Annotated in this window: 12 protein-coding genes; 6 read left to right on the top strand and 6 right to left on the bottom strand. The window is 38.5% G+C overall.

What is annotated here, in order from left to right:
• Positions 1 to 49 precede the first annotated feature (49 nt).
• From A2J09_RS20730 to A2J09_RS20740, 3 genes are all read left to right on the top strand, one after another.
• Complete coding sequence (locus A2J09_RS20730) at positions 50 to 1771, top strand: ABC transporter ATP-binding protein (RefSeq protein ID WP_036160694.1); 1722 nt, start codon at positions 50 to 52, stop codon at positions 1769 to 1771.
• The gene (locus A2J09_RS20735; protein ID WP_012292632.1) at positions 1771 to 3603 is read left to right on the top strand and encodes an ABC transporter ATP-binding protein; all 1833 of its coding nucleotides are present in this window, start codon (positions 1771 to 1773) and stop codon (positions 3601 to 3603) included. The genes A2J09_RS20730 and A2J09_RS20735 overlap by 1 nt, the downstream gene beginning before the upstream one ends.
• 363 nt (positions 3604 to 3966) lie before the next feature.
• Positions 3967 to 4833 carry a GNAT family N-acetyltransferase gene (locus A2J09_RS20740; protein ID WP_012292634.1) on the top strand — a complete coding sequence of 289 codons (867 nt, stop codon included), beginning with the start codon at positions 3967 to 3969 and terminating at the stop codon, positions 4831 to 4833.
• Between the two features lie 257 nt (positions 4834 to 5090).
• Here the strand turns inward: A2J09_RS20740 and helD are convergent, their stop codons facing one another.
• Positions 5091 to 7319: an RNA polymerase recycling motor HelD gene (helD, locus tag A2J09_RS20745; RefSeq protein ID WP_012292635.1), complete on the bottom strand. Its 2229-nt coding sequence runs from the start codon at positions 7317 to 7319 to the stop codon at positions 5091 to 5093.
• 152 nt (positions 7320 to 7471) lie between these two features.
• Here helD and A2J09_RS20750 point away from each other — a divergent pair, with 152 nt between their 5' ends.
• Positions 7472 to 8188, top strand: a complete 717-nt coding sequence (locus A2J09_RS20750; RefSeq protein ID WP_012292636.1) for a glycerophosphodiester phosphodiesterase — start codon at positions 7472 to 7474, stop codon at positions 8186 to 8188.
• Positions 8189 to 8274: 86 nt separating this feature from the next.
• Here A2J09_RS20750 and A2J09_RS20755 read toward each other — a convergent pair whose 3' ends face one another.
• Entirely contained in the window at positions 8275 to 9297 is a 1023-nt protein-coding gene (locus tag A2J09_RS20755) for a DUF2804 domain-containing protein (RefSeq protein ID WP_031418389.1), read from the bottom strand.
• A 182-nt stretch (positions 9298 to 9479) separates the two neighbouring features.
• Here A2J09_RS20755 and A2J09_RS20760 point away from each other — a divergent pair, with 182 nt between their 5' ends.
• Both A2J09_RS20760 and A2J09_RS20765 read left to right on the top strand, forming a co-directional pair.
• Entirely contained in the window at positions 9480 to 9974 is a 495-nt protein-coding gene (locus A2J09_RS20760) for an amidase domain-containing protein (RefSeq protein WP_012292638.1), read from the top strand.
• A 95-nt stretch (positions 9975 to 10069) separates the two neighbouring features.
• The gene (locus A2J09_RS20765) at positions 10070 to 10642 is read left to right on the top strand and encodes a nitroreductase family protein (RefSeq protein ID WP_012292639.1); all 573 of its coding nucleotides are present in this window, start codon (positions 10070 to 10072) and stop codon (positions 10640 to 10642) included.
• 70 nt (positions 10643 to 10712) lie between these two features.
• Here A2J09_RS20765 and A2J09_RS20770 read toward each other — a convergent pair whose 3' ends face one another.
• The 4 genes from A2J09_RS20770 to A2J09_RS20785 form a co-directional block, all read right to left on the bottom strand.
• On the bottom strand, positions 10713 to 12095 hold the full coding sequence (locus A2J09_RS20770) for a dipeptidase (RefSeq protein ID WP_012292640.1): 1383 nt from the start codon (positions 12093 to 12095) through the stop codon (positions 10713 to 10715).
• 282 nt (positions 12096 to 12377) lie between these two features.
• The gene (gene epsC / locus A2J09_RS20775) at positions 12378 to 13304 is read right to left on the bottom strand and encodes a serine O-acetyltransferase EpsC (RefSeq protein ID WP_012292641.1); all 927 of its coding nucleotides are present in this window, start codon (positions 13302 to 13304) and stop codon (positions 12378 to 12380) included.
• A gap of 289 nt (positions 13305 to 13593) precedes the next feature.
• Complete coding sequence (locus A2J09_RS20780) at positions 13594 to 14337, bottom strand: SDR family NAD(P)-dependent oxidoreductase (protein WP_036160698.1); 744 nt, start codon at positions 14335 to 14337, stop codon at positions 13594 to 13596.
• A gap of 20 nt (positions 14338 to 14357) precedes the next feature.
• Complete coding sequence (locus tag A2J09_RS20785) at positions 14358 to 15113, bottom strand: SDR family NAD(P)-dependent oxidoreductase (RefSeq protein ID WP_031418392.1); 756 nt, start codon at positions 15111 to 15113, stop codon at positions 14358 to 14360.
• Positions 15114 to 15192 lie beyond the last annotated feature (79 nt).

Genomic DNA, 15192 nt, shown 5'->3' on the forward strand with positions numbered 1-15192 from the left:
AATTTTTAACTAGCTATGAAATTTTATCTTAGGACAAGGGGGAAAGAATGTGAAAGAAGTTTTTTCCTATGTAAGACCTTATAAATGGACTGCTATCTTTGCTTTATGTTTAATGTTGTTAGAGTTATTTGTGGAGCTTGTACAGCCGCTTATTATGGCTAAAATCATTGATGATGGAATAAGGGCTCAAAATCACGAAATGATTGTGCAATGGGGTGCTGTTTTACTTGGACTTTCATTTGTTGCCTTTATGGCGGGTATCATTAATTCATACTTTTCATCTCATACTGCTCAAAGCTTTTCTTATGATCTACGAAATGCCATGTTTGATAAAATCCAATCCTTTACACTAGCAACCTATCAAAAATTTTCTACGGCATCCTTGATTACGAGATTAACCAATGATGTTACACAGGTACAAACGGTGCTGTTTATGAGCTTACGTATTATGCTTCGGGCACCCCTTGCTGTGCTAGGAAGTATAGTAATGGCTTTTATTGTGAATGCAAAATTAGCCTTGTTTTTAGTCATAGGTGCACCTATCATTTTAATTTTCCTTATTTTTATGGTCGCAAAGGGCGTGTCTTATTTTGGCAGAGTGCAGAAAAGAGTTGACCGTTTAAATAGGGTTTTACAGGAGAATTTACAAGCTATACGTTTAGTAAAGGCATACTTACGAGGGACATATGAGGCTTCACGCTTTGATGAGGTTGCATCTCGTTTGAAATTGGATACTGTAAAGGCTTTACGCATAATGGAATACATTATGCCAGTTCTTTTATTCATTATGAATATGAGTCTACTCGCCGTCTTATGGTTTGGTACAAAACAGGTTGCAGCTGGGACAACACCACTTGGAGATATTGTTGCGATTGTCAACTATGCGATGCGTATGACAGGCTCGTTTTCAATGTTCGCTTTTATTATAATCTTTTATGCGCGTGCAAAGGCGTCAGCTGAGCGTATGGCAGAAGTTCTTTCCACAGAAAATGAGGTGGAGGAAGTTTCATTTTCAGAAGAAATCAGTCAAGGTATACGCTACGGTGAGTTAACATTTGAACATGTTAGTTTTACTTATCCAGGAGGAGAGGTGCCAGTCCTATCAGATGTTAATTTCCAAGTTAATTCGGGTGAAAAATTAGCGATAATGGGGGCGACTGGTGCTGGTAAATCCACTTTGTTACAACTTATTCCTCGTTTGTATGAAGTAACTGAGGGAAGAATATTAGTAGAGGGACAGGATGTTCAACAGTGGGATTTACAAGAGTTACGTGAAGTTATAGGTTATGTCCCTCAGCAGTCTTTGTTATTTACAGGCAGTATTGCGGATAATGTGCGTTGGGGAGATACGCATGCTGAAATGGATGCTGTACTACAGGCTACAATGCAAGCTCAAATACATGCATCTGTTGAGGATTTTCCAAATGGTTATGACACTAAGGTTGGGCAAAAGGGGGTCAACTTATCTGGAGGGCAAAAACAAAGGCTATCCATTGCGAGAGCACTCTTGAGAAAAGGGCATATATTAATGCTCGATGATAGTACAAGTGCATTGGATGTCAAAACAGAACAGGCGCTTTGGGAGGCACTGAGCGAAGAACAGGCTACGATGCTGGTGGTCACGCAAAAAATTCGTACAGCTAAAGGTGCAGACCGTATTTTACTTATTGATGCTGGAAAAGTAGTTGCATATGGAACCCATGAAGAGCTTTTACAATCCTCAACGCTTTATAAAAAAATTGCAGTCTCTCAACAGGAGGTGGAGGAATAATGGGATTTTTCCAAAAACCTTTTGGCTATGAGCCGATCTTGACTAAAGATGATCTTCAGCAGGCTGTGAAGAAAAAGAAAGGGCCACGAGCAAGTGATTGGAAAAGTACATTGCTACGGTTATGGAAAATTGTTGATGAGCAACGAGCACTTCTAGTCGTAGTTCTTTTACTAGTCATGACGAGTTCAATTTTGGCTTTAGTTGGCCCATATGTGATTGGCCGAATGATTGATCACTATGTTATGCATGGAGAGCTAGCTGGCTTAGGCAAGGGTATTGTTTTATTAATGGGCATTTATATGCTGCTAGCCGTCTCCCTGTTCCTGCAAAATTATTGGATGATTGGTATTGCTCAGCAAACGATTTACAGGCTAAGAACAAGTGTATTTGGTCATTTTCAACGACTGCCGATTGCGTTCTTTGATCGACGTCAACATGGCGAATTAATGAGCCGAATGACGAATGATATCGAAGCGGTCAGTTCAACGCTAAATAGTTCTTTTATTCAGGTGTTTTCAAGTGTATTAACGCTTGGAGGAACCATTATTATTATGCTGAGCTTAAGTCCGTTGCTAACCATTTTAACCATGACCATTATTCCCTTTATGTTTTGGGCAATGCGGTGGATTACACGTAGAACGGCTCCCTTATTTAAGGAGCAGCAAGCAGCTATTGGGGCCTTGAACGGCATGATAGAAGAAACCATATCTGGACAGCGCATTGTGAAAGCTTTTTCCCAAGAGGAAAGAATGAAGATAGAGTTTCAGGAAAAAAGCTTGAGATTAAGAAGAACGGGATTTTGGGCACAGACATATTCTGGTTATATTCCAAAGGTCATGAATTTCTTAAATAATATGAGCTTTACTATTGTTGCGGGAATAGGGGGTGTACTTGCTTTATATGGGCATGTGTCAATAGGGGTTATCGTTATATTTACTGAATATGCTCGCCAATTTACACGTCCATTAAATGATTTAGCAAATCAATTTAACACAGTGTTATCAGCTATTGCTGGTGCTGAAAGAGTATTTGCGTTACTGGACGAACAACCAGAAGTAGAATCTACCTCAGCGAAAGATCACCAGTTATTGGGTCATGTAGCATTTAAGCAAGTGTATTTTAAATATGCACATGACCAGGAATCTTACACATTAAAAAATGTTGATTTTCAAGTGGAGCCTGGACAGACGGTAGCTCTTGTAGGAGCTACAGGAGCAGGGAAAACGACAATCCTTCAACTTATTGCCAGGTTCTACGAAGTGTCAAAGGGCGAAGTGTTATTTGATGGCATTAACGTTCAGGAAATTGATCGTCCATCCTTGCGTTCCCAAATGGCTTTTGTATTGCAGGACCCATTTTTATTTGAAGCAACTGTTCGTGAAAATATCCGATATGGCCAATTAAATGCAAGTGATGCTGATATTGAGGAAGCCGCTAAGCGTGCTAATGCACATGACTTTATTATGAAGCTCAAAGATGGATACGATACGATTCTTGCTGCAGATGGACGAGAAATTTCCCAAGGCCAAAAACAATTGCTATCAATTGCACGTGCACTTATTGCGGACCCTAAAATTTTATTGTTAGATGAAGCGACAAGCAGTATCGACACAGTAACAGAAATGGCGATTCAAGAGGCACTTGATACATTAATGCAAGGACGCACAAGCTTTGTTATTGCACACCGATTAAATACAGTGCATAATGCCGACATGGTTTTAGTCATGCATAAAGGTGAGCTAGTGGAAGCTGGGCCACAGCAAAAGCTGATTGAATCGGGTGGTTTATATGCGCAAATGCTGCATTCATCCTCTTATCATTTAGAAGAATAGCTAATAGCAACTATTAAAAGAGTAATTTCATTTGAAATTACTCTTTTTTAGTAGGATTAATAAATGTAATTAATTTGAATAAATAGTATAATTAATATAGAGAAGTAGGGAATAGTATATAGTTTGAAAGTAACTAGATGAAAAGAGTAATAATGATAGTAAGAGTTTGTTAGGTTATTATAAATCTAGTATTCATAGTAAATTTTAGTTGTTTTTGTGAACTTTTATAGTAAAAATCCTTTTATTATTAGATTGATTAAAGTAAAATTCTCATTAATAGAGGGTGATCATATATTTAGTTGCCAGCTTATTTTCATTCTTGCTACAATAGGGCAATAGTCTGATACAGGAACGGAGTAAACAATGAATATTTCAGTGATGACAGTGTCTTTCCCATTGGATGGAGAAACATTAAAGGAAGTAAAATTATTATGTGAAGAAGCGACAATTCATGATTATCGAGTATACGAAACTATTATGAATGTGCCAATGGCTAGCTCTTTTGAATCGAAGGGCTTTATGGTATTGGCGTATGAGGATGATCATGATTTGTTAGTTGGAGCTGCAAGTGCCATAGATTTAATTGGGGTCCATACGTATGAGTGGTCACTAGTGGTGACACCTGCATATCGCCAAAAGGGGATTGGGACTGCATTAGTTGAAGGGATACAAGTTGGGCTAAAAGAACGAGGGGCAGAGGGGCAGTTAGCTGTTGTTATTGACGGTTCCCCACATGGACACACATTTATTGAAAATAAAAATTATGTTTACAGCTTCTCAGAAGCGACCTTAGAAACAAAAGCGGAACCTGTAGCATTACAAAACGATATTAGTATTCTTCCCTATAATGGCGAACAGGCTGAGCTAATTGCTATTTATAGTAAAGCATTTGGAGATTTACCAGAAGAATCAACAGAGCTCATTGCCTTCAATACGTCCACTAATGGAAGAAAGCTATGGGTAGCTTACCGAGATGGTGAAGTTGTTGGAACGGTGACGACAGCTCAGGAAAATGAAATACAATGGGTGACAGCCCTTGCCGTCCACCCAAATTGTGAAGGACAAGGTATTGGGACGGCTTTACTATCCTTTACGAAGGATTATGCGAGTAAAACGGGCGCAACTTTTGTGATGTTAGATGTTGAAGTAGACAATAAAAAAGCAATATCTGTTTATGAAAAGGCTGGTTTTATGAAAGCCCAGCAAATTGATTATTATGTAAAGCAATAATAAAAAGGGCGAGGAGTGATAGGAACTCATCGCCCTTTTTAGCATAATTGCGTACTATCTTCATATAGTATTAATAAGCCTTATGAAAGGAGTCGTGATTATGCGCATGCCGGCATTGCCTAAAAAGAAGTCTCCTCCGAAGGAAGCACCAAGTTCGTGGTGGAAAGTGGTTAAGGCCTATCTATCGAAAGGAAAGTTCTATCGATTACCACCGAGAAATTAATGAGGTATGAAAAAAGTCGCCTTATAGCGACTTTTTAATTTTCTAATAAGAATGTATTTTTGGAGGGACCTATTAGGTAAAGCTCATGCATGGCCCGTGTGAGTGCTACATAGAGTAGCTTTCGGTCAATGGGCGTGTCGTAAAAGGGCGTATGAAACGCAGCTACAATAACGGCATCAAATTCAAGTCCTTTCGCTAAATGGCTTGGAACAACGAGTAACATTTCCTGATTAATGGAATCATTTTCAGTTAGGAGCTGTGCAGGTAATTGGTGAGCTGTTAAATCGTTTTGCATCATTATTGCTTCAACAGTCGTTTTGCATATTAAAGCAATGGACCGATGTCCATGTTGACGAATCGTGTCAAAAATTTCTTTAATTTTTAAGGCGTCGAACTGTTCCGCTTGAATAAAACTAGGCACATTGCCATGACGAACAACTGGCTCCACCAACGGAAGTTGTTCATCCATTTGCGCTAAAATTTCATTAGCGACTTCCATAATTTCAATGGTTGTACGATAGCTTTTTTGCAAAGTTCGAAAGCTTGCTCGTGGGAATAAACCTTGGACAGGCTCCCAAGCAGTTAATGAGCGATAGCTATGAATTCCTTGAGCTAAATCACCAACCATTGTAAACATATCAGTATCCAAACCTGTTTTTAAAGCAGCGAGCTGAAAAAGACTATAGTCTTGTACTTCATCGATAAAGACAACGCGCATCTTCCATTCATCTGGGATGCCTTTTAAGCGTGCCTGTAAATAATAAAGTGCAGCTAAATCTTCAAGTGCCCATTGTTCCTTGCGATGTGATTGTAAAAATTGCTGTTGTTCGAGATAATGCCATTCAGGTGCCAACTCCGCTAAAAGTTCAGCGTTGGTGAGCAGTGAACGATAGAGAGTTTTAATGTTGTGTTTCGAAAAGCGACGCATATATGCAGCTGCCGTTGATTTGGCTTCTTTTTCAATGGCAGGAATTCGCTCATCTCGTTCATCGATAAACTTTGTTACAACACGTCGCCGTTTTTCATCATCTCGAATTCCATTTAAGGCCTTGCCTAGTGCTTCATCATATTTTTTATGGAGTGTAGCTAAGACAGACTGCTTTTTCTGACGAACATGGCTAGCTAACACCTTTTTAATATGTGCTAGTCGTTTTTCGATTGGCATATAAGAAAATTCATATAAAAATAGCTTCTTAAGGTGAGAAGCCCGCATGATACAGTATCTTTCAATGTAAACATCTTCAAATTGCTCTGCAATATCTTGCTCTAGTTTTTGGATATAGCGTTCGATAACATCGCGATAATAAAGAGAGCCTTTCATTTCAGCTATCCAAGCAGTTGGCTGAGAATTTCCTCCTGCCACAAGCGATTCTAATTGTTCATTTGGATTTTGAAGTTTTAATTTTAGTTTAGTGGCGGATAGAACGTAATCGGTAAAAGTAGTTTGGCATATTTTATCGACGCCTAGTTCTGGTAAGACATCTCCAATATAATCAATAAATAACTTATTCGGTGCTAAAATCATGAGCTGCTCAGGATTAAAATGCTCACCCATTGTGTAGAGGAAATAGGATATTCGGTGTAGGGCAATGGTAGTTTTTCCACTGCCTGCTGCTCCCTGCACAATTATTGGTTGACGAAGATGTGCGCGAATAATTTCATTCTGCTCTTTTTGGATTGTCGAGACAATTTCGGTTAGACGAACATCAGCTTTACCAGCCAATGCTTCTTGTAACAGTTCATCGTTCGTAGTTAAATCAATATCACGTATATCGAGCAAATCGCCATTTTCAATTTTATATTGTCGCTTAGCAAATAGATGCCCTTTATGAATTTCTCCACGGACATCGTACTCCATATCACCAAGGCGGCCATCATAATAGACATTCGCTACTGGTGAGCGCCAATCGACAATAATCGGCTCATGTGTTTCACGATGAAATAACGAGGTTTTTCCAATGTAAAGAAGTTCTTCAGGGTCACCTGTCTTTTGAAAATGGATTCTGGCAAAATAAGGCTTCTTTTGAACGGCTTCTAGCCCTTCCTTTTGATTACGGGCCATTTCAAAGAATCGGGCATTGGTTAAGATGTTTAAATAACTCAAACTAGAATCTAAGTAATCAAGATCTGCCATCGACTTCCGAATATTTTCTTGAGCGGATTTTAAATCTCTTTGTGACTCATTTAAAATTTGTTGCATATAACTTTGGGTATACGCTAATCGCTCTACTTCTGTCTGAAAATCTGGATGTTTTACAGTCATTTTTTAGCACCTCCTAGGTACTTACAATTTCAAAGTAGATTATCATACTACTATATATAATATTTACCATCAAGTGAAAGCTTAAAAGCTGAATATGTTACTATTACGTTGGGGTTTTAAAGGAATATTACTAAAAGAGGAGGTTTAATATTTTGGATATTTTTGCACACAGAGGTGTTTCTGCAAGCTACCCGGAAAATACAATTGCTGCATTTCAAGCAGCATCTAAGCTTCCTATAGCAGGGATTGAGCTAGATGTTCATTTAACAGCAGATAAAGAGGTCGTTGTTATTCATGATGAAACCATTAACCGTACCTCCAATGGTTCAGGCTATGTAAAAGATTTTACGTTACAGCAATTACGTACATTTGATTTTGGCTCATGGTACTCATTGGATTATAGTGGAGAAGTGATTCCGACCTTAGGGGAGGTACTAGAACAATTTGTAGGTACCAATCATCGTATTAACATTGAGCTAAAAACAGATGTGTTTGCCTATGAAGGAATCGAGACATTAGTACTAAAGGAAGTAGCAGCCCAACAAATGACTGAGAGGGTTATTATCTCTTCTTTTAATCATGAATCGTTGCAAACAGTCGCTCAAATTGCACCATATATTGAAATTGCTGCATTGTTTGCAGAAGTTTTAGTGGATTTTTCGACTTACGTTGCGCTCATTCCTGCTAAAGGCATCCATGTTAGTTTGCCTACAGCGTATCGTAAATCAGTAAAACTAGCGCTCGCTGAAGGGGCATCTGTACGTGTTTATACAGTCAACGAGGAGCAGGATGCTCGATACTTACAGCAACTAGGAATACAAGCGATATTTACTGATGATCCAGAGAAAATATTAAAAGCCCTTACTTAAAACAATGTGAGGAGAGGCGCTCGAATTCCGTGGAATGTTTATGTAAGTATAGCCCACGGAACGCGGCGTCTTCTATAAGGTTCGTATTACCATTTTGCTTGGTGTTCCTCAATGCATCCAAGCATTTGTCGAATAACTAATGTTTCACCATTGTCGAGCAAAATGGAACCGTCATAATAACCAAATAATTGATGTACTTCTGATTTTACTAGCTTTGCATTTGTATAGGCTACACGTTCAAAAAACGGAGAGAAGGTTAGTGACACTTGATGAGAGAATTTGGTTTTAACTTTCCAGCGCTGCATGTAATCTTCTGAATCATAATCAAACAATAAATCCTCATGTATTTTTGTCATTTTACCATCAACAAAAACAGCATTTTCAGTCATACCTGTTCCATCTGTCCATTTGCCTCCTAAATTAAGTCCAATCCTTCTTCCACGGACCCGTTGAGAGGCCATTCCCCAATTCCATACCGCTTCACGCGGCCATACACCTCGACCGTAATCTAAGACAGCAAAATTTTCTTCTGCCGAAAAATTATAACGACGAGTACCAATTGTGACAACACCTGAAGTAGGGAGTGTATGATGCTTTCCTGTAAATTGAAATGTTTTACGATTCCAAGGGATGACAACATTTAAGGTTTCGTCTGTAGCGGGATGTTGAATGATAAGCTTTGCACGTAAAATATCTCCATCAAAATTTGGAATAGAAACGGATAGGTGCGTTTCATTTTGTACATATAGTATATCAATCATCATTTCGCTATTTTTAAACGATACAGATTCTAAAACCTGTGTAGGCATTTTTAATTTACCACCGAAGGGAATGGTAATCGTTTTTTCGAAATAGCGCTGCGTTTCATATTCAAGGAAATAGACGAAGCAGACTGCTGCATAATCTAGATGACTAATCGTAGCGGAAAATAAGATTTCATCACCGTAGACACACCAATAGTTCCATTTCTTTTTGCGCATGAGATGGCCGCTTAAATTGCTATTGATAAATGGTTTACGTGCAAATCCGATGGCTGCTGGATTTAAATTACCCTTTTTATCGCATAAAAGAGTAGGCTGTAAAATTTCTTTCTCAGCATGCTGCTTCACATTTAACATCCCTTCTGGTCCTAAAATAAAATCATACATTTCTTTTAATCTTATTGTAGCAAAAATGATCTTAAAAATGGAAAGGAACATACTGATTATACCTATTTTCGACAATAATATGAGTAAGGACCTAACTAATAGAAATACTTGAAGAGACATATGATGGCATAAGGAGGGGGTGTATGGCAAAGATGTATAATAGGCAAGCTGCTGTACAGTATGCCAATTTGTGGTGGAATAGACGTAATCCAGCTTTTCCTAACTTTGATGTAGACTGTACCAACTATATATCACAATGTTTATTAGCAGGTGGGGCACCAATGCGAGGGGCACCAAGTAGAGAGAAGGGCTGGTGGATTCAACAAGGAAATTGGAGCTTTAGCTGGTCTGTTGCACACTCTTTAAGGTGGTATTTAGAAGGCTCAACGATAGGGTTGAAGGGTACACGTGTTCAAACCGCTGAAGAGCTGGAGTTGGGTGATGTTATTTTTTATGATTTTCAAGGAAATGGGAGAATCGATCACTCTGTTATTGTTACTAGTATTCAAAACGGGATTCCTTATGTAAATGCCCATACTTCAGATAGTATTAATCGACCGTATTTTTATGAGGACTCCACAGCCTATACACCAAGCATGACTTACTTTTTCTATCATATAGAGGATAGCTTTGCTTAGGATGAGGTAGTTTTAAAGCATATCATTTTATGATAATGTGAGGGTAGAAGAGATAAACTTAAAAGGTTGTCTTGTGGTAGAAGGAGAATGGATATATGAGCGAACAATTTTTATCGGTTAGAGATGCAATTATTCAACGTCGTTCCATTAAAAAATTTAATGGTCAACCTGTAGATCGGGACGATTTATTGGCCATTATCGACGATGCAGTTTGGGCACCCAACCACGGTAACCGTGAGCCTTGGCGCTTAGTGGTAGCCTGTGGGAAGGAATTAGAAGACCTACAACATTTATTACGCGACCTGACGATTCCGAAATGGCAAGAGCTTCTAAGTGAAGACTTGGCAAAGCAGATGTTGAAATTTACGTTACCTGGTGGCTATGCCTTTGTTATCGTACCTGAGGATGCTCGTCAAAAAGAGCGTTTAGAGGATTATGGTGCAGCGAGTATCTTTATTCAAAATATGCAACTGTTAGCATGGGATAGAGGGATAGGCTCTTGCTGGAAAACACCAGGCTTTTTAGATAATCCAAAGTTCCGCGAAGCCTTAAAGGTACAGCCGGGTGAACGTGTTATTGCGATGCTACAAGTGGGTTATTTTGATGAAGTGCCAAAAGGAAAAGAACGGAAAAAATCAGCTGAAATTGTTACAGTTTTTGGCCAGTAATTGCATAAAGCACCAAAGAAAATCCCCTCACTGAAGTAGTTGAGGGGATTTGTTATGGAATCAAAAAAAATTATTTTTTTAATTCCGAAACTTCATATAAATAATCACTTAAAACGCGTAAACCTTTATCAAAGTTTTCTAAATGGAAATGCTCATTAGGAGCATGGAAGTTTTCACTAGATAAACCGAAGCCCATTAATACTACAGGGATTTCTAAAATTTCATCAAATGCAGCAACGATAGGGATAGATCCACCACCACGAGTGTAAGCAGTAGGCACATTATAAACTTTTTCATAAGAACGTCCAGCTGCTTGAATGAAAGGATGATCAAATGGTGTTAAGAATGCAGGGCCTTTATCAAATTCCGAAATGTTAATTTCTACTCCAGCGGGCTTATGCTTTTCAACGTGGGCTTTTAATAGGGCCACGATTTCATCAGGCTCTTGATTTGGGACGAGACGACATGTGATTTTAGCGCCTGCTTCAGCAGGTAATACCGTTTTGATGCCTTCTCCAGAGAAACCACCAAAGACCCCATTAACCTCTAATGTTGGACGAGCCCAAGTACGTTCTAGGTAGGTAAACCCTTGTTCACCAAATAGTTCTTTAACACCGACCTCTTGTTTAACTGACTCTTCATCAAAACCAAGCGCGCGATAAGCTTCACGTTCTTCTTCTGTTAAAGGTAATACATTGTCGTAGAAACCCTCCACCTGGATTGTGCCATGCTCATCACGGAAGGATGCTAATATTTCAGCTAATGCATGGATGGCATTTTGCACGCCTCCACCATAGAGACCTGAGTGTAAATCTCCTTTAGCTCCACGCACATCAATTTGAATACCTGCTAAACCACGTAAGCCATAGCATACTGCAGGTTTACCAGGACCATAAAGGCCAGTATCAGAAATTAAAATTAGATCCGACGCTAATTTTTCCTTATATTCTTCAACAAAGGAAGGTAAATGTGGACTACCAATTTCTTCTTCACCTTCATAAATAAATTTAACGTTCACGGGTAAAGTTCCTGTTGTTGCAAATAAAGCTTCAATCATTTTTAAGTGCATAAATACTTGCCCTTTATCATCACTGGCACCACGAGCGAATAATTTATTGTCGCGAATGGTAGGATTGAAAGGTTCGCTCTCCCATAAATTTAAAGGATCAACAGGTTGTACATCATAATGACCATAAAACAATATAGTGGGTTTGCCTTCCGCATGTAACCAATCAGCATAGACAACTGGATGACCTGCAGTTTGAGTAATAGAGATATTCTCAAGATTTAATTTTTCAAATGCATTAGCGAGCCATTGTGCTGCATGTTGGATATCTTCCTTATGCTCAGATAAAGAACTAATACTTGGAATTTGTAAAAACTCTTTCAATTCGTTTAAATGAGCCTCACGATGTTCAGCAAAATAAGCATCAATTTGCTGTAAATTTGTCATCTAGCATCCCTCTTTCTAATATATTTCGATAATAGAAATAGTATAGCATATCAAAACTAGAAAGTATTAGCATGGGTTCATAAATAAATAAGCTCTAATGGGGAAAACTGCAACATTTTTATAGCAAGGCTATTGGTTGTATTTCATTGTATTAAGCTATGAAATGGAAGGGTACGTGTAGGAAAAAATGAAAGACACTGTAGAAAATCCTTTGCAGTGTCTTTCAGTAGGTGTGTCTATAATGGAAGGTCAATTTTGCCGTCTAATTAAAGCGTGTCAGTATTAAACATTTTTCGATTTACTACTACTGATATTAGGTGTTGGTGGTGAGTTGTACACACGGGAATAGGGTGGTATTGAATTCATAAGCCAAATGTTACTGCCTAGCACTGAATCGTGACCAATGGTCGTTTCGCCACCTAAAATGGTTGCACCCGCATAAATAACGACATTATCTTCAATATTCGGATGACGTTTAATCCCTTTAATTGGATTGCCATTTTCATCAAGAGGGAAGCTTAATGCCCCTAACGTGACACTTTGATATATTTTGACATTATTGCCGATGATACATGTCTCACCGATTACGACACCTGTGCCGTGATCGATAAAGAAGGATTCACCAATTGTCGCGCCTGGGTGAATATCGATTCCTGTTAAACTATGTGCATACTCAGACATAATACGTGGGACAATTGGTACGCCCACTTCATATAACTCATGTGCAATACGGTGAATATATACCGCAACAATCGAAGGATAACTTAATAAAATTTCTTCTGTGGAAAGGGCAGCAGGATCTCCGTTGTACGCTGCCTGAATATCCGTTTGCAAGGTTTTACGGATTTTTGGAAATTGCGAAATTAAATCCATCACAATGCGATCTGCATCCTCTTGACAAGTACAGTTTTCAAGATTGCTGTTGTATTCCAAATTGTAAATTAATACTTTTTCGATAATATCCCGTAAATCCAATGCCGTTTCACGTAGTTTATTACTACTTACTATATTAACGCGTCTAGTATCGATCGGTGGAGCAGTATGGATACCCGGAAACAGCACTTCATGAAAATTATCTAAGATTTTATAAATTTTATTGCGCCCAACAAAGCCAATTGAATTTTCAATATCCACATACTGTCGATTAATATCACATAATGAACTTGTGATTTCTGGAACTTTTTCATTTAACCAATCATTTAAACTCATTATAAAACACCCCTCAACCTCATAATAACTGATGTAATAAAAGTACAAAGCATTTCATCCAATAGCAACTCTTTTAGCTTTAAAATATATTAATATTTATATTATCGAAAAAATACCTGCATGTGGAGTGCCATTAAATAATCTTATATTGTTTTACCATAAAATACGACTGCTTTTAAAGCTTACTGCTTCAGGTTATGATCTAGACGGATTGGCTCTGGGAGAATTTTAATCAAATAAAAAGGGTCTGATTTCGGAACGATGCCGAATTCAGACCCTTAGTTTTTTATTAGTGAGCAGTATAGCCGCCATCAACAAGGAGTGTTGTACCATTAACAAAGCTTGCATCATCGCTTGCTAAGAATAAAACAGCTTTGGCAATCTCTTCTGGTTTACCAAGACGACCTTGTGGATGAAGGGAAGCTAAATATTCTTTCTTTTGAGCGTCTACTTCAGCCAATAGAGGTGTATCGATATAGCCAGGACATACAGCATTTACGCGAATACCTTGTTTTGCATAAGCTGTGCATAGGTTTTGTGTTAATAGTTTTACACCACCTTTTGCAGATGAATAGGCTGTTGGATTTGGTAAGGAAACAAAACTATGGATAGAGCCAGCATTAACTATGACCCCACCAGTTCCTTGCGCAAGGAACTGCTCAATGGCATATTTATCAGAAAGAAATACACCTGATAAATTTATATCAATTGTTCTTTTCCATTTTTCAAATGATAACTCGTGAGCGAATGCATCGTCAGCTACACCTGCATTGGCATACATAATATCAAGTTTTCCATATTTAAGAACGGTTTCATTAATCATGTTTTTAATATCATCTTCGCTTGTTACATCCGTTTTTACGAAGAGCGTATCATAACCATCGTTATTCAATTGTTCGGAGATGTTTTGTCCGCGTTCTGAAAAATCGGCAATGACTACTTGAGCACCTTCTTGGGCAAAGAGGCGAACTGTTGCTTCACCGATACCACTAGCGCCACCTGTGACGATTGCTACTTTATCTTTTAGTTTCATTTTAATGACCACCTTTATAATTATTTTGCAGTTGCTCCACCATCAATAACAAATTCGGCACCGGTTGAGAAAGAGGATTCATCAGAAGCTAAGAACAGTACTGTTTGAGCCACTTCTTTTACAGAACCTAAACGACCTAATGGGAATAAGTTTTTTCCTAATTCATCCTTAGAGCTTCCAGTTGTTGCAGATGCATAATCGGCCATTCCTGTATCGATATAGCCAGGGTGAATAGAGTTTACGCGGACACCAAATGGGGCATATTCCATTGCGGCATCTTTTGTCATAATGCGTACGGCACCTTTACTAGCGCCATATAAAACATGTCCAGCAGCACCTGTTAAGCCTGCAATGGAAGAAGCATTAATGACAGAGCCATTATTTTGTTTGGCCATAAGCGGCATGATATGCTTCATGCCAAGGAAAACACCAGTTACATTGATGGCCATTAAGCGATTCCAGTCTGAAAGTTCAATTTCTGCAAGTGGTTTAATTATATAAATGCCTGCATTGTTGAAAAGAATATCAATTTTTTTAAATGTATGAATCGTTATATCTGCAACTTTTTTCCAATCGTCTTCATTGCTAACATCATGACGTACAAATAAGGCTTCGCCTCCAATTGCTTGGATGCAGCTAACTGTTTCGTTCCCAGATTGTTCATTTATATCAGTAATGACTATTTTTGCTCCTTCTTTCGCAAATAATAGTGCAGTTTCTTTCCCGATGCCTGTACCTCCGCCTGTAATAACGGCTACTTTATTTTCAAGTCTCATTTCAAGCACGCACCTTCCATTATTTCTGGTTATATGGTTACCTTAGGATTCAAATGTATTCGCTTTATTTTAGCGATAG

The sequence above is a fragment of the Lysinibacillus sphaericus genome, assembly GCF_001629735.1.
Classification (GTDB): domain Bacteria; phylum Bacillota; class Bacilli; order Bacillales_A; family Planococcaceae; genus Lysinibacillus; species Lysinibacillus pinottii.